General features: G+C 64.1%; 16 protein-coding genes. 11 read left to right on the top strand and 5 right to left on the bottom strand.

Going from position 1 to position 18,997, the window contains the following annotated elements; translation table 11 throughout:
- The first annotated feature begins 232 nt into the window (after positions 1-232).
- The 8 genes from EN857_RS19525 to EN857_RS19490 all read left to right on the top strand — a co-directional run bounded on the left by EN857_RS19525 (position 233) and on the right by EN857_RS19490 (position 8,748).
- Positions 233-1,492, top strand: coding sequence for an N-acetylmuramoyl-L-alanine amidase (locus EN857_RS19525; RefSeq protein ID WP_128346464.1), 1,260 nt, complete (start codon positions 233-235; stop codon positions 1,490-1,492).
- A 211-nt stretch (positions 1,493-1,703) separates the two neighbouring features.
- Positions 1,704-4,160: a penicillin-binding protein 1A gene (locus EN857_RS19520; protein ID WP_127393734.1), complete on the top strand. Its 2,457-nt coding sequence runs from the start codon at positions 1,704-1,706 to the stop codon at positions 4,158-4,160.
- A gap of 120 nt (positions 4,161-4,280) precedes the next feature.
- Positions 4,281-5,412, top strand: a protein-coding gene (gene prfB / locus EN857_RS19515; protein WP_127285894.1) for a peptide chain release factor 2 whose coding sequence is annotated in 2 segments (ribosomal slippage) — positions 4,281-4,346 and positions 4,348-5,412 — 1,131 coding nt in all. Because the reading frame shifts where the segments join, the coding sequence is not laid out codon by codon here.
- A 58-nt stretch (positions 5,413-5,470) separates the two neighbouring features.
- Complete coding sequence (locus EN857_RS19510) at positions 5,471-5,899, top strand: GFA family protein (RefSeq protein WP_245511285.1); 429 nt, start codon at positions 5,471-5,473, stop codon at positions 5,897-5,899.
- Between the two features lie 299 nt (positions 5,900-6,198).
- The gene (locus EN857_RS19505; RefSeq protein ID WP_127392918.1) at positions 6,199-6,576 is read left to right on the top strand and encodes a hypothetical protein; all 378 of its coding nucleotides are present in this window, start codon (positions 6,199-6,201) and stop codon (positions 6,574-6,576) included.
- A gap of 151 nt (positions 6,577-6,727) precedes the next feature.
- Positions 6,728-7,096: a GFA family protein gene (locus tag EN857_RS19500; RefSeq protein WP_127309498.1), complete on the top strand. Its 369-nt coding sequence runs from the start codon at positions 6,728-6,730 to the stop codon at positions 7,094-7,096.
- Between the two features lie 155 nt (positions 7,097-7,251).
- On the top strand, positions 7,252-7,902 hold the full coding sequence (locus EN857_RS19495) for an OmpA family protein (protein ID WP_127285898.1): 651 nt from the start codon (positions 7,252-7,254) through the stop codon (positions 7,900-7,902).
- 249 nt (positions 7,903-8,151) lie between these two features.
- Positions 8,152-8,748, top strand: coding sequence for a hypothetical protein (locus tag EN857_RS19490; RefSeq protein WP_127309499.1), 597 nt, complete (start codon positions 8,152-8,154; stop codon positions 8,746-8,748).
- Between the two features lie 75 nt (positions 8,749-8,823).
- Here the strand turns inward: EN857_RS19490 and EN857_RS19485 are convergent, their stop codons facing one another.
- The 4 genes from EN857_RS19485 to EN857_RS19465 form a co-directional block, all read right to left on the bottom strand.
- On the bottom strand, positions 8,824-10,380 hold the full coding sequence (locus tag EN857_RS19485; RefSeq protein ID WP_187331298.1) for a DEAD/DEAH box helicase: 1,557 nt from the start codon (positions 10,378-10,380) through the stop codon (positions 8,824-8,826).
- Positions 10,381-10,573: 193 nt separating this feature from the next.
- Positions 10,574-11,347 (bottom strand): NAD kinase, encoded by a 774-nt coding sequence (locus EN857_RS19480; protein ID WP_127392916.1) that lies wholly within the window; start codon positions 11,345-11,347, stop codon positions 10,574-10,576.
- A gap of 445 nt (positions 11,348-11,792) precedes the next feature.
- On the bottom strand, positions 11,793-14,267 hold the full coding sequence (locus EN857_RS19470; protein ID WP_135858406.1) for a CHAT domain-containing protein: 2,475 nt from the start codon (positions 14,265-14,267) through the stop codon (positions 11,793-11,795).
- A complete protein-coding gene (locus tag EN857_RS19465) occupies positions 14,243-14,539 on the bottom strand; it encodes a hypothetical protein (protein WP_127287428.1) in 297 nt (98 codons plus the stop codon). The genes EN857_RS19470 and EN857_RS19465 overlap by 25 nt, the downstream gene beginning before the upstream one ends.
- A gap of 318 nt (positions 14,540-14,857) precedes the next feature.
- Here EN857_RS19465 and EN857_RS19460 point away from each other — a divergent pair, with 318 nt between their 5' ends.
- From EN857_RS19460 to EN857_RS19450, 3 genes are all read left to right on the top strand, one after another.
- Positions 14,858-15,892 (top strand): extracellular solute-binding protein, encoded by a 1,035-nt coding sequence (locus EN857_RS19460; RefSeq protein ID WP_127393610.1) that lies wholly within the window; start codon positions 14,858-14,860, stop codon positions 15,890-15,892.
- 101 nt (positions 15,893-15,993) lie between these two features.
- A complete protein-coding gene (locus EN857_RS19455; protein ID WP_127393611.1) occupies positions 15,994-17,421 on the top strand; it encodes an amidase in 1,428 nt (475 codons plus the stop codon).
- A gap of 150 nt (positions 17,422-17,571) precedes the next feature.
- Positions 17,572-18,231, top strand: coding sequence for a TetR/AcrR family transcriptional regulator (locus EN857_RS19450; RefSeq protein ID WP_245493509.1), 660 nt, complete (start codon positions 17,572-17,574; stop codon positions 18,229-18,231).
- Between the two features lie 7 nt (positions 18,232-18,238).
- Here EN857_RS19450 and EN857_RS19445 read toward each other — a convergent pair whose 3' ends face one another.
- Positions 18,239-18,994 carry an MBL fold metallo-hydrolase gene (locus EN857_RS19445; RefSeq protein WP_127284019.1) on the bottom strand — a complete coding sequence of 252 codons (756 nt, stop codon included), beginning with the start codon at positions 18,992-18,994 and terminating at the stop codon, positions 18,239-18,241.
- Positions 18,995-18,997 lie beyond the last annotated feature (3 nt).

Here is an 18,997-nt window from a genome sequence, read left to right as displayed (position 1 = left end):
GGATTGCAGTGATCCACCATCGCTTTTATGATTTGGCGGCAGGGAAGGCAACCCCGATTTCCGATGCCGGCAAAAAGGAGTTCCCTTAGGGAAGCCCGGCCGTCGGTTCCTTGCGTGAAAAGGCTTGGTTAACCTTCTCTGGATACCAATCGTTAATCGAGTTCGCGGCCTAACCGGCACTTCGATGAAACGACCCGGCGCCTGGCGCCAAACCGGGAGCGACTGGAAAGAGATGGGACTGGCAGGCACCGCAAACAAGGGTCGTTGCGCCGCTTGGCCTATCCTGCATGCCGCCTGCGTGCTTGTGCTGATGGCGGCTTTCCTGGTGTTTTCGGGCGTTTCCCGCGCCGCCGACGCGCCGCTTGGCGCCACCGGCTTCAAGATGGCGGGTGATGCCACCAAGATGCGCATCGTCATGACTTTCGACCGCGAGCCAGACGTCAAATGGTTCCTGCTGCGCGGTCCCAGTCGCCTCGTCGTCGACCTGCCGCGCACCAGATTCGCCATTGGCGCGAAGGATGTGAAGGCGCGGGGCCTTGTCCGGGCAGTCCGCTACGGCGATCAGGGCGAGGGATCGCGGCTGATCCTCACCGGCAAGGGGCCGTTTTCGGTCGACAAGCTCGACGTGCTCAAGAACGACAACGGCAGCGGCTATCGCATCGCCATCGACATGTCGGCGGCCTCGGCGCGCGAATTCGATGCCGCCCTCGCCAACCAGGCGTTGACCACCGGCTCGACAGTGTCGACCGACAAGGGCGGCAGGGTCGGAACCGGACCGATCTCCAATCCCGGCCATCGCTTCACCGTCGTCATCGACCCCGGTCATGGCGGCGTCGACGGCGGTGCCGAGGGGCTCAACGGCACCATCGAGAAGAACGTCACGCTCGCCTTTGCCACCGAATTGCGCGACAAGCTCGTCGCGGTCGGCAAGTACGATGTGTTCATGACCCGCGAGAAGGACGAGTTCCTGCGGCTGGACGACCGCGTGCGCATCGCCCGCCAGCATGAAGCCGACCTCCTGATCTCGATCCATGCCGACACGATCAGCGTCAAGGGCATTCGCGGCGCGACCGTCTATACCGTTTCAGACAAGGCTTCCGATCCCGAGGCACAGGCGCTTGCCGATCGCGAAAACCTCTCGGATCAGTTCGCCGGCATGGAGATCAAGGACGAAAACAAGGAAGTGACCGATATCCTGATCGACCTGATCCGCCGCGAGACGCACGGCTTCTCGATGAGCTTCGCCCACACCCTGGTCGGGCAGCTTTCGACCAGCGTCGGCCTTATCAACAACCCGCAGCGCTCCGCCGGGTTCAAGGTGCTGAAGGCGCCGGACGTGCCTTCGGTGCTGGTCGAGCTGGGCTATCTGTCAAACGCCAAGGACGAAGCGCAACTGCTCAGCGCCGACTGGCGCGGCAAGGCTGCGCAGAGCATAACCAATGCCGTCGCGCTGTTTGCTTCGGCGAAGGCCGGAACGGGAACCGGGGGCTGACGTTGCTGCCGCCTGCAACCCCAGGCGGCGTTGCATGGCGACAACACCCGGCGCTATAATTTCCGCGGAGGGAAGCCGAAAACCCCGTGCTGCCGTATTTTGTCCACATGGTGGCGACATGGGTTTCCCATTGCGGATTGGGACCGTCCCGGAAGCTTGCGCGACAGGCGGCTTCGTTTAGGAAATTCCCGAACCACGGACTGGAGCGGGCATGATTCGTCTCATCGGCTATTTCTTCGGCATCGGCACGACGCTGGCCCTTATCGTGGCCGCCGGCGTGGCGATCTACATCAGCCACCTGGCGAAGGACCTGCCCGACTACGAAGTGCTGGCCAAATACGAGCCGCCGGTCACGACGCGCATCCATGCTTCCGACGGCGCGCTGATGGCCGAATATGCGCGCGAGCGGCGCCTCTATCTGCCGATCCAGGCGGTTCCGGATCGAGTGAAGGCCGCCTTTCTGTCCGCCGAGGACAAGAACTTCTACAACCATCCCGGTATCGATGTGACCGGCCTCGGTCGCGCCATCATCGTCAACCTGCAGAACTTCGGCTCGGGCAGGCGCCAGGTTGGCGCCTCGACGATCACGCAGCAGGTGGCGAAGAACTTCCTGTTGACCTCGGACCAGACCTACGAGCGCAAGATCAAGGAGATGATCCTGGCCTTCCGCATCGAGCAGGCCTATTCGAAGGATCGCATCCTCGAGCTCTATCTCAACGAGATCTTCTTCGGCTTCGGCGCCTATGGCGTGGCGGGCGCGGCGCTGACCTATTTCGACAAGTCGGTCAACGAACTCACCGTCGCTGAAGCGGCCTACCTTGCTTCGCTGCCGAAGGGCCCCAACAACTACCACCCGTTCAAGCATGCCGACCGCGCGCTGGAGCGCCGCAACTGGGTGATCGACCAGATGGTCGAGAACGGCTACGTGACGCGCGAGGAAGGCGACAAGGCCAAGGCCGAGCCGCTGGGCGTGACGCCGCGCCGCAACGGCTCCTATCTGTTCGCGGGCGAGTATTTCACCGAGGAAGTGCGCCGCCAGATCATCGCGCGCTATGGCGAGAATGCGCTCTACGAGGGCGGTCTTTCGGTGCGCACGACGCTCGACCCGAAGATCCAGCTGATTGCCCGCAAGGCGATGCAGAACGGGCTGCTGAAATACGACACGCTGCGCGGTTATCGCGGACCGGCGACCCACATCGATGTCTCCGGCGACTGGGGCGTGCCGCTCGGCAACGTCAAGGGGCTGGAGGACGTGCCGGAATGGACGCTCGCCGTCGTCCTCGACAGCTCCGACACCGGCCTCTCGATCGGTCTGCAGCCGGCGCGCCAGGTCTCGGGCGACATCGTCAAGGAGCGCGTCGAAGGCACCGTCAGCAAGGAGGACATGGGTTTTGCCATGCGCCACATCGTCGACGGCAAGAGCGTCAAGGCGAAATCGCCTGCGGATGTGCTGCAGCCCGGCGACGTCATTTTCGTGCAGAAGAACGAAGGTTCGGACAGCGCCTACAGTCTGCGTCAGGTTCCGCAAGTGGAAGGCGGCCTCGTCGCCATGGATCCGCACACCGGCCGCGTTCTGGCCATGGTCGGCGGCTTCTCCTATGCGCAATCGGAGTTCAACCGGGCGACCCAGGCGATGCGCCAGCCGGGCTCGTCGTTCAAGCCGATCGTCTATTCGGCCGCGCTCGACAATGGCTACACGCCGGCCTCGGTGATCATGGACGGCCCGATCACCATCCAGAGCGGCAACACCACCTGGACGCCGAAGAACTACGACGGCACGGCGGCCGGTCCGGCGACGCTGCGCTCCGGTATCGAGAAGTCGCGCAACCTGATGACGGTGCGGCTCGCCAACGACATGGGCATGAAGCTGGTGGTTGAATATGCCGAGCGCTTCGGCGTCTACGACCATCTGGCGCCCTACCTGCCGATGGCGCTCGGCTCAGGCGAGACGACCGTGATGCGCATGGTGTCGGCCTATTCGATCATGGCCAATGGCGGCAAGTCGATCAAACCCTCGCTCATCGACCGCATCCAGGACCGCTACGGCAAGACGGTGTTCAAGCAGGACGAGCGCGGTTGCGAAGGCTGCAACGCCGCCGAATGGAAGAACCAGGCCGAACCGGAACTGGTCGACAATTCCGAGCAGGTGCTCGATCCGATGACGGCCTATCAGATCACCTCGATGATGGAAGGCGTGGTGCAGCGCGGCACCGGCGCCACCATCGCCGAGCTCGGCCGCCATATCGCCGGCAAGACCGGCACGACCAACGACGAGAAGGATGCCTGGTTCATCGGCTATACGCCGAACCTCGTTGTCGGCCTCTATATGGGCTATGACACGCCGAAAGGGCTTGGCAAGGGCGCGACCGGCGGCGGTCTGGCGGCGCCGATCTTCAAGGATTTCATGCGCGTGGCGCTGGACGGCACGCCCAACATCGACTTCCAGGTTCCGGAAGGCATGAAGCTGATCGCCATCAACCGCAAGACCGGCATGAAGGCGGCCGAAGGCGAGGCCGGCACGATCATCGAAGCCTTCAAGCCGGGCACCGGCCCCGCCGACAGCTATTGGGTGATCGGCATGGGGGCCGACGGTTCGAACGGCGCCGGCGGCGCGCTGTCGCCGCAAGCCACGCAAGCCATTCAGGATGGCGGCGGCGGACTTTACTGACGGGCTCGTATCGAATGAGGCCGGTCGGGCCACGATCCGGCCGGCCATTTCGCTTTACAGGCGGCGGTGCCGTCCCTATGTATCGCGCCGACCAAAATCAACTGGACAGAACTGGCAGCCATGCGCGCGGAAACGCTCAACATCGTCGACGAGATCAGGCAGGCCATAACCCTGCTGAGGAGGCATCTTTGACTGGGACCAGGCCATCAAGCGGCTTGAGTACCTGAACGTCCGCGCCGAGGATTCCAGCCTCTGGAACGAGCCGCTGGAAGCGCAGAAGCTGATGCGGGAGCGCCAGGAGCTCGAAGATGGCATCGCCGCCGTTAAGGGCCTGACCCAGGCGCTTGAAGACAATATCGGCCTGATCGAACTGGGCGAGGAAGAGGGCGACGAAGGCGTCGTCGCCGAGGCAGAGGCGGCACTGCGCTCGATGCAGGGCGAGGCCAAGGCCCGCCAGGTCGAGACGCTGCTGTCGGGCGAGGCCGACGCCAACGACACCTATCTCGAAATCCATGCCGGCGCCGGCGGCACCGAGAGCCAGGACTGGGCCTCGATGCTTTTGCGCATGTATACGCGCTGGGCCGAGCGCCGCCGCTTCAAGGTCGAGGTGCTGGAAGTGCACGACGGCGAAGAGGCGGGGATCAAGTCGGCCACGGTGCTGATCAAGGGCCACAACGCCTATGGCTGGCTGAAGACCGAATCGGGCGTCCACCGGCTGGTGCGCATCTCGCCCTACGACAGCAATGCGCGGCGCCACACGTCTTTCGCCAGCGTCTGGGTCTATCCGGTCATCGATGATACGATCGACATCGCTGTCTCGGAATCGGATGTCCGCATCGACACCTACCGCTCGTCGGGTTCGGGCGGCCAGCACGTCAACACCACCGATTCTGCGGTCCGCATCACCCATCTGGCGACCGGCATCGCGGTCGCCTGCCAGGCCGAACGCTCGCAGCACAAGAACCGGGCCAAGGCCTGGGAGATGCTGCGCTCGCGCCTCTACGAGGAAGAGCTGAAGAAGCGCGAGGCGGTGGCCAACGCCACCGAGGCATCGAAGAGCGACATCGGCTGGGGCCACCAGATCCGCTCCTACGTGCTCCAGCCCTATCAGCTTGTGAAGGACCTGCGCACCGGCGTCGAAAGCACCAGCCCGTCGAGCGTTCTCGACGGCGACCTCGACGAGTTCATGGAAGCCTCGCTGTCGCACCGCATCGAGGGTGGGGCGGGCGAAGCGGTGGCGGATCTCGACTAGGATATGTCCATATTCAGGTGAGGCCGGCCTGACACCTCACCAGATGAAGGAGGCGCTTGTGACCAAGCCGGACAAGGCAAATACTCACAGGCTTTCCGGAAGGTGCTTTTGCGGCGCCGTCCAGTACGAGGTGGCGGACGAATTCGTTTATGCCTTGAACTGCCACTGCTCGAACTGCCAGCGCGCCACCGGGTCGGCTTTCAAGCCCTTCGCCGGCATCGAGCGGGACAAGCTGCGCCTGACCGCCGGCGACGACAGGCTGCTGGTCTTCGGCGATCCGAGCGGCGCTCACGACAAGCACTGCGGGCAGTGCGGCTCGCTGCTTTATTCGGTAGTGCGGGCGGGCGCCTACGTCCACGTCACCATGGGGACGCTGGTGGATACGCCGAGCATCCGCCCGACGGCGCATATCTTCGTCGGTTCCAAGGCGAAATGGTTCACAGTCACCGACGATCTGCCGCAGTATGATGAGCATATTCCCGGTTGAACGGCTGGAACCAGCTTCATCCGAATTTCGTTGTCCGGCACCAGACATCCGTCGCTAACGGCTCGTTAACCAAGCCGGCGCACGATTCTGGCTGCAGAGGTTTGGCGTGCGGCGCGGCGTTGCCGATGCGGCCGCTTCTTGCGCCGGCCAAGGAATCAGCCCAGCATTCGGGCTGAGGGGATAGAAGCATTTATGGCCGGACGCGGCGTATCTGCGACCTGACGATCCGGCCAGTGGGAAGACACGTTCCGGGAACGGGCAAGCGAAAGGCTTGGAGCTCGTTTGAAAGGAACGTTCCCATGTTTGCTGCCACAATTCGACAGGCCAAAGCCGTTGAACCGGTTGGCCGCTTCCTGTTTTTCCTGGCTGCGGCCGCGGTGGTCGTGGTGCTGACTGCGCCTGCGCACGCGCATGACGCCAAGCCTACGGCGGCATTGCCGCAAGGCTGGAGCTATCCGTTCTCGTGCTGCGCCAACTATGATTGCCGCACGACCCACTCCGGCGAAGTCCTGGAGAAGCCGGAGGGCTATGTGATCGCCGGCACGGGCGAGGTGGTTCCCATGACCGACAAGCGCGTCAAGGACAGCCCCGACGGCGAATTCCACTGGTGCGCGCATCAGGCGGGACTCGATGCCGGCAAGACCATCTGCCTGTTCGTGCCGCCGCGCTCCTATTGAGGCGACGGGCATCCGACCTGCGGGTCAAGGGGCATCGGGCTTTCCAGTTTTTGAGAGCGGGCAGGCAAGCCTGCCGACAGGCGATTGTCAGGAGCGATTCTTTATGTTGCCTTGCCGCGGTGGACGGCGGGCAACGGAGAGGAATTCGTTCATGACCATTAAGGGAAGCTGCCACTGCAAGGCGACGACATTCGAGGTTTCAGAAGCGCCGCAAACAGTGACGCATTGCACATGCTCCTTCTGTTCGAAACGCGGCTCGCTCTGGGCCTATTATGTGCCCGAGCAATTCAAGCTCACCAGCCCGCCCGAAAACGTCTCGTTCTACCGCTGGGGCTCCAAGACCATAAAGCACGGCTTTTGCGCCACCTGCGGCTGCGGCACCTTCACCGAAACGCCCGACTGGTCGACCGGTGAGCCGGACTTCGACAACCCGAAGATCAGCGTGAACTCGCGCCTGTTCGACGATTTCGATCTCGACAAGGTCGAGGTCGTCGTCATCGACGGCAAGAATCTCTGGTAGGGGGCACTGGCCGGAACAGCCGCGCATGGCGACGATGGAAAAGCTCTGATCGGCATTTTGCCGTTCCGCTTTTCGCCGTATTTCATGCTACAAGACCGCCGGAAGGGCTGATATGGCGCGGCTGCAATGGCCGCGGTTTGGAGAGGGACATTCTCATGAAGAAGACTGTGCTCGTCGTCGTGGCGACGGCTGTATTGGTGAGCGCTTGCACCACCACCGATCCGTACACCGGTGAGCAGAAGGTTTCCAACACGGCGGCCGGCGCCGGCCTTGGCGCGATCGCGGGTGCCGGGCTTGGCCTTCTGGCCGGCGGCAACGACCGTCGCAACGCGCTGATCGGCGCCGGCATCGGCGCGCTCGCCGGCGGCGCCATCGGCGCCACGATGGACCAGAACGAGGCCGAGCTGCGCCGTCAGCTCCAGGGCACCGGCGTCAGCGTCACGCGCACCGGCGACCAGATCATCCTCAACATGCCGTCCGACATCACCTTCAACATCGACCAGGACGCGGTGAAGCCCGGCTTCTATCCGGTGCTGAATTCGGTGGCGCTTGTGCTGAACAAGTTCCGCCAGACCACGGTCGACGTTTTCGGCCACACCGATTCGACCGGCGGCGACGAACACAATTTCGACCTGTCGCAGCGCCGCGCGCTCGCGGTCGCCAACTATCTGTCCGGGCAAGGTGTCGATTCGCGCCGCTTCGCCGTCACCGGATTCGGCAAGACCCGCCCGATCGCGTCCAATGCGACGACACAGGGCCGCGCGCAGAACCGCCGCGTCGAGATCCAGCTTTCGCCGCTCACCTGAGCCCTTCGGCATCGAAACGTATAGACGGCCCCCACGGGGGCCGTTTTCGTTTGAACCGACATTGGCAGCCTTCAGTTCACCCAGTCGTCCTGAAGAATTAGCTAGTTCTAACGAACTGCTTTTCCGGGATAGTGGAAAGGAATAGCATCGGACCGTTCCAGAGGGACGGGGCGGTACAATCGGCCGCGCAATCAAGAAGTTCGACGCCTCGGTCTTGCACGGCCAGATCAGAAAATCTGGGAGGAATGCATGACGAAAACAGTTCGCTTCGGTGTTCTCGCTCTGACGGGTCTCATCGGCGCCTGGCTTGGCGCGGCCACGGCTCAGGCCGAGGATGCCGGCAAGGCCGACATCGAGGCCTTGAAAAAGTCGCTCGCCAAATACGAGGACTACACCGCCGCCATCCGCGACCTCTATCTGTCGACTGTCGGCTGCGTCTACTACAGCGGCGAAAAGATAGCCGGCACGATGGATTATCCGAAGGGCGCCATGGGCATCCACTTCGTCAATGTTCCCAGCGTCGGGCAGAAACTCGATCCGATGCGCCCCAACGTGCTGATCTATGAGCCGACCAAGAAGGGCCTGAAGCTGGTCGGGGTCGAATGGCTGGTGCCGCTGACACCGGACGTCAAGGAAGCACCTTCGTTATTCGGCCAGAAATTCATGGGGCCGATGGAGGGACACTATCCGCTCATCCCGAAGGAGTTCGTCCACTACGACCTTCACGCCTGGCTCAAGGACAACCCGAACGGCGTGTTCAGCCCGACCAACCCGAACGTGAAATGCAACAAGGCCGAGTTCCCGATGCTGGAGAAGCCGACCAAGATGATGCCCGGCCCGATGTGAGGGCCCGCAAGGCCGTCCAGACAAGAAAAGGCAAGCCGAGTGCTCGGCTTGCCTTTTGTCGAAACGGAACAGAGATCAGACCTTGGCGACGATCCGCATGAAGGCGGGCATGTCGTCGCCGAAACCGACGGTGGCGTCGTCTTCTTCCTGACGGTGGCGGGCAGGGCGGTCGCGCTCCCGCTTCGGCTCGCCGCGCTGGTCGTTGCGATCGCCCCTGCGCTCGCTGTTTTCGGAACGGATCGCTTCCTTGCGCGCGCGCCGCTCGCCGATATCGGCCACCGTTGCCTCGGCCGCGACCGGCTGCTCCTCGCGTGCCGGGGCCGGCGTGTCTTCGCCGTGCCGGGCATGGCGCTCGCGCGGCTTGCGCTCGCCCCTGTCCTTGCGGTCCTCGTCCTTGCGGCCGGCGCGGCGCGGCGCGCCGCGGCCACGGCGGGGCGCTTCATCCTCGCCTTCGCTTGCGACCACCGTCGACAGGTCGCCGTCGTGCCACTCGATCTTGTTGCCGATCAGCCGCTCGATCGCATCGATGTATTTGGTGTCCGATTTGGTGGCGATGGTGAAGGATTTACCGGCGCGTCCGGCGCGGCCGGTGCGGCCGATGCGGTGGACATAGTCCTCGGCATGGATCGGCACGTCGTAATTGAAGACGTGGCTGACATCGGGGATATCGAGGCCGCGCGCGGCGACGTCCGAAGCGACGAGGTAGCGCAACTTGCCGTCGCGGAAATTGGCCAGCATCTGCATGCGCGCGCGCTGGTCCATGTCGCCATGCAGGGCGCCGGCATCGAAATCATACTTCAGCAGCGAGCGGAACAGTTCCGAGACCTCGACCTTGCGGTTGCAGAAGATGATGGCGTTCTTCAGTTCGGCGTCTTCGGCCTTCATCAGGTTGCGCAGCGTCTCGCGCTTGTCCCAGGGCTTGGAGCCGGACTTGACCAGGCGTTGTGTGATGCTGGTCGCGGTGGAGGCGGCCTTCGAGACCTCGACGCGCACCGGTGCGTGCAGGAACTTTTCCGTCAGCTTGGTGATCTCGGGCGGCATCGTCGCCGAGAAGAACAGCGTCTGACGCGTGAACGGGATCATCTCGCAAATGCGCTCGATGTCGGGGATGAAGCCCATGTCGAGCATGCGATCGGCCTCGTCGATGACGAGGATCTCGACGCCGTTGAGCAGCAGCTTGCCGCGCTCGCGGTGATCGAGCAGGCGGCCGGGGGTCGCGATCAGCACATCGGCGCCGCGCTCCAACTTCTTGTCCTGCTCGTCGAAGGAGACGCCGCCGATCAGCAGCGCGATGTTGAGCTTATGGTTCTTGCCGTATTTGACGAAGTTTTCCTCGACCTGCGCGGCAAGCTCGCGCGTCGGTTCGAGGATCAGCGTGCGCGGCATGCGGGCGCGGGCGCGGCCTTTCTCGAGACGCGTCAGCATCGGCAGCACGAAGGATGCCGTTTTGCCGGTGCCGGTCTGGGCGATGCCCAGCACATCCTTGCCCAGCAAGGCATGCGGGATGGCGCCGGCCTGGATCGGCGTCGGCTTGGTGTAACCGGCATCGGTGACCGCGGAAAGGACCTTCGGCGAAAGGCCGAGGTCCGCGAATGTCAACGCTTCTTGAGCAGTCTGGGTGTCTGAGGACAAGTTTGGCTGTCTTTGGCTTTTACAGGGGGAAGCGCAACGGTATCCGTCGCGGCAGGCGCCGCGCGCCTGCAAGATCGGCGTTGGAGTTAGGCGCAAGCCCACGATTTGTCAACAGAAACGGCCGGAAATGCTGCGATTGTGAAGACGTAAGCTTAATCGCGATGCTTAATCGAGGCCCTGTCCTGGTACCGGCTCAGTAGCGGAACTGTTCGGCGAGGATGCGCTCGTTCCATGAATGGTTGGGATCGAACAACAACGTCGCCGTCGCGGTCGGCGACTCCCGCACTGTAACCGAGGCCACGGCCTTCACTTCGGTATGGTCGGCGGCCGCGTTCACCGGCCGCTTTTCGGCTTCGAGTATGTCGAAGCGCACCGTCGCCTTGTTGGAAAGCAGGGCGCCGCGCCAGCGGCGCGGACGGAACGGGCTGACCGGCGTCAGCGCCAGCAGCGGCGCGTCGAGTGGCAGGATCGGGCCGTGCGCGGAGAGGTTATAGGCGGTCGAGCCGGCGGGTGTCGCGATCATCACGCCGTCGCAGTTCAGTTCCTCGAGCCGCACCTGCTCGTCCACCGCGATGCGGATCTTGGCCGTCTGGTAGGACTGGCGCCAGAGCGCCACTTCGTTGATCGCCAGCGCAGAGACGGTCTCGCCCTCATGCGTCACCGCCAGCATCTCCAGCGGACGGATGGTCTCGGCGACCGCGGCGGCGATGCGCTCCTCGAGGCCGCCGGCGCGGTATTCGTTCATCAGGAAGCCGATGGTGCCACGGTTCATGCCGTAGACCTTCTTTCCGGTGCTCATCGTGTCACGCAGCGTCTGCAGCAGGAAGCCGTCGCCGCCGAGGGCGACGACAATCTCGGCCTCTTCGACCGATGTCTGCCCATAGTGCGACGACAGGCTTTCCAGCGCCGCTTTGGCGTCGGCGGTGTCGGACGAGACGAAGGCGAAATGGCTGGCGGCTTTGCTCATGGCTTCCCGATTACGAGCGGCTGGCGGCGGCCCGTTTCCGGACCGCGCCAGCGCCGGGGTAGCATGGGCCGCCCGCATCTGCAAAGGCCCGCACAGGACGGCAATGAAAGGCAGTTGCTCGCGCATTGTGTCGCCGGATGGCCGAACGTGATGGTTAAGACGAAGCTTAAGCTCTCGTAAAGCCGGATGGGCCATGTTAGCCGGCAGTGGATGGGTTGGCGGGGGCCAGCAAGTCGAGACCTGTCTATTGCCGGTGACACGCCTGATTATCGTCTTCCTGATGCTGGGAAGTTTTGCCCTCGTCTTCGCCGAACTGGTACGGCATTCGGAAGATATGAGTTCCCGGCCCCAGCCGACGGCCTCGCGTTGCGGTGACACCGCCGGAATGCCCTGTCCGCAAAGAGCGCTGTAAGATCGCTGTCCTACGTCGCCGCGCTTCCGGCTCCTACTGCGTCACGACCTGAAGATTGGCGTTGCCGTAGAAAGTATAGGCAAGGTAGGTCGGGTCACCCGTTTCGTAAAAGCGCTTGCGCACGCCTTGCAGGATTTCGGCGAGGTAGACCGGCCCGTCCTTGAGCCGGGTGGTGATGCCGCCGTAGAAATCGGCAGAGAAGGCGGCCGCGGCGCGGTCGGTCAGCGGCCACATGCCGCCGATGAAACCGGAAGCGCCGCTCGCCAGCACCGCAGGTCCCCAGCCCTGCACGAAGCCACCGAACATCTGCGAGCGTCCGCTGTCGCAGGCGTTGAAGAAATAGAAGGGATTGCCTGTACCGTGGGCGGCCGCGACCAGCGCGCGCCAGGTGTCGGGATCGAGCGACTGATCGACGAGGTCGATGGCAAAAACCGGTCGGCCGCTGCCAGGCTGGTTGACCTCGCCATGGCCGGAAAAATGGATGAAGCCGGTCGAGACCTCGCCGACGAGCTTTTCGAAAGAGACGAAATCGCCGTCGAAGCGGCGATAACCGGAAAGCTTGCTGAGCGCCTCGATCTCGACCTCCTGGAACGACAGAGACTGCTTGTCGACATAGGAGGGGGCTACGGCCGCAACGCCGGTGAAGACCAGCCGGTCGAGCGGATTGTCGACCTGCGAGGACATGCTGCGCGGCGCCCAGCGCGCCAGCCGATAGCCCATGCCGAGGAAGCCGTCCTGCGTCGCGCCGTCGTCGCTTCGCGGGCGGATCAATTCCCAGGGCAGTGTCGGGCTGTTCGAGGTGATCTGGATCGAGCGCAGTTCGCCCTTGCTGCGCAACGACCAGAAAACATGCTTGAACACCTTCGGCACATAGTCGCGATAGAGCACATCGCCGAAGCCTTCGGCGGCAAGCGTGACGAAGCGCTTTTGCGCTTCCGGGTCATTGCTTGCGGCGGGCTGCTGCAACGAAACCGCGCCGCGCAGGCTGAGGCCGAGCTGCAGCAGGCGTTGGTATTCGGACTCCAGCCATGCCGCCATTTCCGGTGGTGTCGAGAAACTGTCGGTCACCGGTCCGGCCAGATGCGGCGAATGGATGATGATCTGTCCCGAGCCGAGGCCGCTCGGATCGTCATAGAGGATGGTGACGTCGAGATCGGGCACGTCGCCATCGCCGTTGAGGTCGATACTGCCGGTCAATGGCTGTCTCGGCGCCGAGGCGAGCAGCATCGCCGGGGCAGGGGTGGCGGCTTCGGCGCCGGGAGCGGGTATCCGCGTCCGCGCTATGGTGACGGGCCGCGATGCCGAGCCGAGAAAACGTCCGGCACTGTAGATGCGGGCGATGAACTGGCCTGGCTTGCTGTCCTGGCCGATCGGCCGCGCCTTGAGCTCGAAGCGGACGAAATCGCTGTCGCCTTCGCGATAGAGCGTGGTTGCCCGGCTCCATTTGCCGCCATCGGCGAGATCGAAGCCCGAGGCGAAGAGATCGATGTCGATCGGCCATTGCTCTGTGCCCGCTGGCATCGCCATGCGCAGTGCGCCGTCCTCGGTCACCGTCGTGCCGGGTGCGGCTTTCACCTTGACCTCTGGCGTCAATTGCTCCTCGGTCAACGCGATCGATACGGTCACGACGTCACCCGCCACCACCTCGTCCGGCGCATCGATGGCCGGGTGCCGGACGACCTGCTCCGTGGCCGGCTCCGGAGCGGGCGGCGGGGGTGGAAGGTTGCCATCGTCGGGATCGACATCCGCGCCGCCGGCAGGAACCAAGACCGGCCCGGTCGAGGGCTGGTCCTGGGCTGAGGCCGGTGCCGGATCAGGGGGCAGGGGCGGAAGGCCGTCACCGGGATCGATCTCGGTGTTGCCGGCGGGCGGCGGGCCAGCGCCCGTCGACGGCTGGTCCGGGGCCGAGGCCTTGGCGGTTTCCGCGGCGCGCTCCATTTCGGCCCTGAGTGCCTCAGCCTGTGCCCGCAGTTGTTGCTCATAGGCCTCGCGCTGGGCCTGCTCGCGCTTGTATGCCTCGTAGGCTGCGGTTTCCTCGGCCTGGCTTTCGGGATGGCTGGTCTCCGGGGCGACGTCCATCGGATACGGCTCCTGGCCACCGCTGCCGCCGCCGCCCCAGCCACCGCCGCCGTCCCAACCACCGCCGTTGCCGAGGCCGCCGCCGGCCAAACCGCTGCTGCCGCCGCCCCAGCCACCGCCGCCGTCCCAACCACCGCCGTTGCCGAGGCCGCCGCCGGCCAAACCGCTGCTGCCGCCGCCGGAACCACCACCGTCGCTGTCGGAACCACCGCCGCCGCTGCCCGAGTCGCCACTTCCGAGGCCGGCCGGTGGGCTGCCGTAGCCGCCGTCGCTCGCCCCGCTCATAGGCGGCGGCGCCGCGGTTGCGGGCGCATTGTCAAGCTGTGCCATTCCAGTCCGCTGGTCGGCCAGCCAGACATTGGCGAGGACGACCGCAAGCACGCCTAACATGGCGGCGACAACAATCAGGACAACAGTTTTGGCGCGCATGTACCCAAGCCCTGTGGTGCGGAATTCGTCTCCGTTGGCATCTGCTCCCGTAGGCTGGGCCTGCTGGACTGCGGGCCGGTTCGGTCCTCGCCGTGGCTCAGCAGCCCGACCGCAAAACCTATCTGCCGCAAGCTTGCCGCGATCCGCACGGCGACGGCGGGCGCGCCGTCACCGGCCGGACCGGCGACGACCAAGGCGATGCGTTCCTCGCCGCGCGCGGCGGAAAAGAGCCCTCTGGTCATCAGCAGCACAATCGCCCAAAAAAGGCGCATGACCCCCAACCCAACCCTGCAAGCCGCGGCTGTTCACGCCGAGGCTTGCCCCAATCCATCAATGCCCTCGTCGTTGACGATACCATGAGACGTTTGCCGGCGCATCGGCGCATTGGTCGGGTTTCCTACGCCTGCGAGGGGTCGCGCTTCCAACCGGGATAATACCCGCTGAAAGATATTGACTGTATATTTAGTCATAGTTACGTTGAGATCGAGTTGGCCAGTCGGCTCCGCCGGTGAATGGCCACGCATGAGAGGAACTATTTTCGTCGGACCCGAGGCCGCTTTTGCGGCCGGTCCCAACAATGGGAGAACAGCATGAACTGGAAATCGATCGCGACTGTCGCCGGGCTGTCGCTGATGGCCGCGACAGGCGCAGCCCGCGCCGACGGCGAGCTCAACATCTACAATTGGGGCAACTACACCAATCCCGACCTCATCAAGAAGTTCGAGGAGACCTACAAGGTCAAGGTCACCGTCACCGACTATGACTCCAACGACACGGCGCTGGCCAAGGTGCGCCAGGGCGCTTCGGGCTACGACATCGTCGTGCCGTCGGCCAGTGTCATGCCGGTCTGGATCAGCGAAGGCCTGCTGCTGGAGACCGATCCCAACAAAATGGAGAACTTCAAGAACGTCGATCCGAAATGGGTCGACGTGCCGTTCGATCCGGGCCGCAAATACACCGTTCCCTGGCAATGGGGCACGACCGGCGTCTCGGTGAACAAGTCGGTCTATTCCGGCGACCCGAACACGTCGGCCGTTTTCCTCGATCCGCCCGCCGAGCTCGTCGGCAAGATCAATGTCGTGCCGGAGATGGGCGACATCCTGTTCCTCGCCATCTCCTATTTCGGCGGCGAATACTGCACCGACGACAAGCAGGTGCTGAAGAAGGTGCGCGACAAGCTGGTCGAGGCCAAGGCGAAATGGCTTTCGTTCGACTATGCGGCCGTCGACGGCCTCGGCAGGGGCGATATCGCGGCCGGCGTGAACTGGAACGGCATATCGCTGCGCGAGCGGATGGAGAACGACAAGATCGTCTACGGCTATCCGAAGGAAGGCTATCCGATCTGGATGGACAATGTCGCGGTTCTCAAGGACGCAAAGAATGTCGAGAACGCCAAGCTGTTCCAGAACTTCATCATGGACCCGCAGAACGCGGCGATGATCTCGGCGTTCGCGCACTACGCGAACGGCATCAAGGGATCCGAGCCGTTCATGCCGGACGAGATGAAGGGTGCGCCGGAGGTCGAGGTTCCGGCTGAACTCGCCGCCAAGGGCAAGTTCATGCCGACCTGTCCGCCGGACGTGCAGGCGCTCTATACGAGGATCTGGACCGATCTCCAGAAATAGCCGCGCCGAAGTCTGTCCGGCCACAGTCGCCGGACCGCGACGCGCGGTCCGGTGTGTCCCTTCGCACCAAGCGCGGTTCCGCCGACCGTAGGAGACTGCCCATGACCGATCTCGATCTCTGCTACATGCCGGCCAGCGAGGCGCTGCGGCTGTTCAAGGCAAAGAAGCTCTCGCCGGTGGAACTGATGCGGGCCGTCATCGACCGCGCCGAGGCCACGAAGGAGACGATCAACTGCTTCACCTTCACGCATTTCGAGGAGGCCATCGGTCTGGCCAGGAAGGCAGAGGCGAAATACGCCAGGGGCGCAAGGACCGGGGCTCTCGAGGGCCTGCCGATCGGCATCAAGGACGAGAGCTACATCAAGGGCAAGCCGACATCGCACGGCTCGCTGCTGACCAGGGATGCCGTATGCGGCCATACCTCGACGATGAACGAGCGCATCATCAAGGCCGGCGGCATCGTGCATGCGCGCACGGCGACGCCCGAATTCAGCTGCGCCGGCTACACCTGGTCGAGGCGATGGGGCGTCACCCGCAATCCGTGGAATCCGGATTTCACGCCGGGCGGTTCGTCCGGGGGGGCGGCTGCGACGCTGGCCTCGGGCACGTCGTCGATAGCGACCGGGTCGGATATAGCCGGATCGATCCGCATCCCGGCATCGGCCTGCGGCCTTGTTGGCTTCAAGCCGCCCTACGGCCGCAATCCCGACGAGCCGCCGTTCAATCTGGACTTCTATTGCCACACCGGACCGCTGGCGCGAAACGTCAAGGACGCGATCCTGCTGCAGAATGTCATGGCTGGACCTAGCCCGCTGGACATCGCCACGCTGCGGCCGAAGCTGCGCCTGCCGGTCGACTACAAGCCGATCAAGGGCTGGAAGATCGCCTTCTCGATGGATCTCGGTTCCTTCGAAGTGGACGCCGATGTGCGCAGGAACACGCTTGCCGCATGCGATGTCTTCCGCTCGCTCGGCGCCACGGTCGAGGAAGTCGACCTGGGCTGGGGCGATGAGGTGCTCAAGGCCGGCATGGCCTATCTGGAGCATCTCTTCGGCGCCTCGCTGTCGCAATTGCTCGAGGAGCATGGCGAGGACATGACCAGCTATGCGCGGCGGTTCGCCGAAGATGGGCGCAAATCGAAGGCCACGGACTTTGTCGGTACGCTGGAGGTGGCGGCCCGGATGTATCAGACACTGGGTCCGTTGCTCGAAAAATACGATGTGCTGATCTGCCCGACGAACGCGCTTCCCGCGGTGTCGGCCGAGTTCGATCAGACCACGGACACTGTCGAGATCAACGGAAAGCAGGTGAACCCGTCGCTCGGCTGGGTGATGACAACCCCGTTCAACATGATGAGCCGCTGCCCGGTCCTTTCAATGCCGTCGGGGAGGGCGGCGAGCGGCGTGCCGACAGGCATCCAGATCGTCGGCCGCACCTATTGCGACGCCGATGTATTTCGCGCGGCGATGGCTTATGAGACGGCTCAGGGCCAATGGTATGGCAGCGCCGGGACCCGCCCTTCGCTTTGAGCAATCCCGGGCTCTCTCGCGTGGGTTCTGGCGGGCGGACGCCCGATGTCGCAAAATGGCGGTGGGACCGGAGGTTCCCCCGCAGGTTAGAAAAGGCCGATGAAAATGGCGCAGCGCAAGGCAACCGCAACTGCCGGAAAGCGGCCCACGATGGCTGAGGGCAGGGGGTCGGCGAATGATGCCGCGCCACCCAAGGACCGTCGGCGCGAGCGCGGCGAGGCGAGCGTCCAGCGCATCATCGATGCCACGATCGACCTCATCGCCGAGGAAGGGCTGGCGAGCGTCACCATGCAGCGCATCGCCGAGCAGGTCGGCTCATCGAACGCACTGGTCGTCTTCCATTTCCGCAGCAAGGAGAACCTGTTCCGGGCCGTCCTGCAGTATCTCAGCGATCGATATGATGAGCTGTGGGCCACCCTGGTGCGGGCGCCCGGCCTGACGCCGGTCGACAGGCTGCTGGGCGCCGTCGACTGCGCGCAACGCTTCGCCCGCCAGCATCCGAAATGGGTTTCGGTCTTCGTCGTGTTCTCCAGCGACCGCAAGAGCATGCAGATCTACAATGAAATCGGCTTGCCGAGCGACCTTGCCTACACCGCCGAAGCGCGCGAATTGCTGATCGAGATCTCGCGCAGCGGCGGCTATGCCGGCGTCGACATAAACACCCTGTCGGAGAGCCTGAACTATCTGGTGCACGGCGCATGGTACTGGGATCACCTGAACCCCTCCGGCCGCGACACCAATGTGCTGCGCAAGACCATGCTGCTCTTGCTGCATCAGGCTTTTCCCCGGCACTTTGACTTGATGCGCTAATGCTCGCTCAGGCGGGCTGCCGCAGATGGCAGCCCGCCTGCCGCTTTTGCGCCAGATACTCGTCGATGAGCTGGCGGTAGCGCACCTTGCCGAAGCTCGGGAAATGGCCGCCATGGACGACCGAGACGTCGAGGCCGCGCACGGAAAGCAGCGTCGCGACATAGTCGTCGACCAGCGAATGGTAGACGTCGTCGATCAGCGGCCCGTCATAGATGATGTCGCCCGACAGCAGGATGCCGGTCTTCTTCTCGAAGAGCGCGATGCCGCCCGGCGAATGGCCGGGCGTGTGGATGACCTCGAAGGCACGGTCGCCGAGATCGACGACATCGCCGCCCTCCAGCAAGCGACCCGCGGGCGCCGGCAGGATCTTGTAGCGCGCCGTGTCCCAATCTTGCGGCTGGCAATCGAACATCGCGTCGGTGGCATAGCGGTCGGCAACGGTCCATTCGTTGCGCGGGTCGGCGAGGATCGCCGCCTCGGCGGAATGCACGCAGCGGTCGGGGAATTCGTGGTGGCAGCCGATGTGATCGAAATGGGTGTGGCTGGCGACGCAGACGAGCTTGCGTTCGGTGACCAGAGGCACGTGGCGCCGAAGGCTGAAATGACCGAGGCCGGTATCGAAGAGCAGATCGCGGTCGCGGCCGCGCACGTGCCAGATGTTGCAGCGGTAGAACGGCTTTATCCACGGCTCGTGGATCAGCGTCACGCCGTCGCCCATGCGAATGGTTTCGTACCAGTCCGGGGCCTCGATGACCGGAAGCATGCT

The sequence above is a fragment of the Mesorhizobium sp. M4B.F.Ca.ET.214.01.1.1 genome (assembly GCF_004791545.1).
Taxonomy (GTDB): domain Bacteria; phylum Pseudomonadota; class Alphaproteobacteria; order Rhizobiales; family Rhizobiaceae; genus Mesorhizobium; species Mesorhizobium abyssinicae.
This window is presented reverse-complemented; position numbering and strand designations above follow the sequence as displayed.

Coding starts and splice junctions, on each gene's coding strand:
- EN857_RS19500 (WP_127309498.1), top strand. CDS start 6,728: ATGACCATTAAGGGAAGCTGCCACTGCAAGGCGACGACATTCGAGGTT.
- EN857_RS19470 (WP_135858406.1), bottom strand. CDS start 14,267: ATGCGCGCCAAAACTGTTGTCCTGATTGTTGTCGCCGCCATGTTAGGC.
- EN857_RS19460 (WP_127393610.1), top strand. CDS start 14,858: ATGAACTGGAAATCGATCGCGACTGTCGCCGGGCTGTCGCTGATGGCC.
- EN857_RS19505 (WP_127392918.1), top strand. CDS start 6,199: ATGTTTGCTGCCACAATTCGACAGGCCAAAGCCGTTGAACCGGTTGGC.
- EN857_RS19495 (WP_127285898.1), top strand. CDS start 7,252: ATGAAGAAGACTGTGCTCGTCGTCGTGGCGACGGCTGTATTGGTGAGC.
- EN857_RS19450 (WP_245493509.1), top strand. CDS start 17,572: ATGGCTGAGGGCAGGGGGTCGGCGAATGATGCCGCGCCACCCAAGGAC.
- EN857_RS19455 (WP_127393611.1), top strand. CDS start 15,994: ATGACCGATCTCGATCTCTGCTACATGCCGGCCAGCGAGGCGCTGCGG.
- EN857_RS19520 (WP_127393734.1), top strand. CDS start 1,704: ATGATTCGTCTCATCGGCTATTTCTTCGGCATCGGCACGACGCTGGCC.
- EN857_RS19480 (WP_127392916.1), bottom strand. CDS start 11,347: ATGAGCAAAGCCGCCAGCCATTTCGCCTTCGTCTCGTCCGACACCGCC.
- EN857_RS19465 (WP_127287428.1), bottom strand. CDS start 14,539: ATGCGCCTTTTTTGGGCGATTGTGCTGCTGATGACCAGAGGGCTCTTT.
- EN857_RS19490 (WP_127309499.1), top strand. CDS start 8,152: ATGACGAAAACAGTTCGCTTCGGTGTTCTCGCTCTGACGGGTCTCATC.
- EN857_RS19525 (WP_128346464.1), top strand. CDS start 233: ATGGGACTGGCAGGCACCGCAAACAAGGGTCGTTGCGCCGCTTGGCCT.
- EN857_RS19445 (WP_127284019.1), bottom strand. CDS start 18,994: ATGCTTCCGGTCATCGAGGCCCCGGACTGGTACGAAACCATTCGCATG.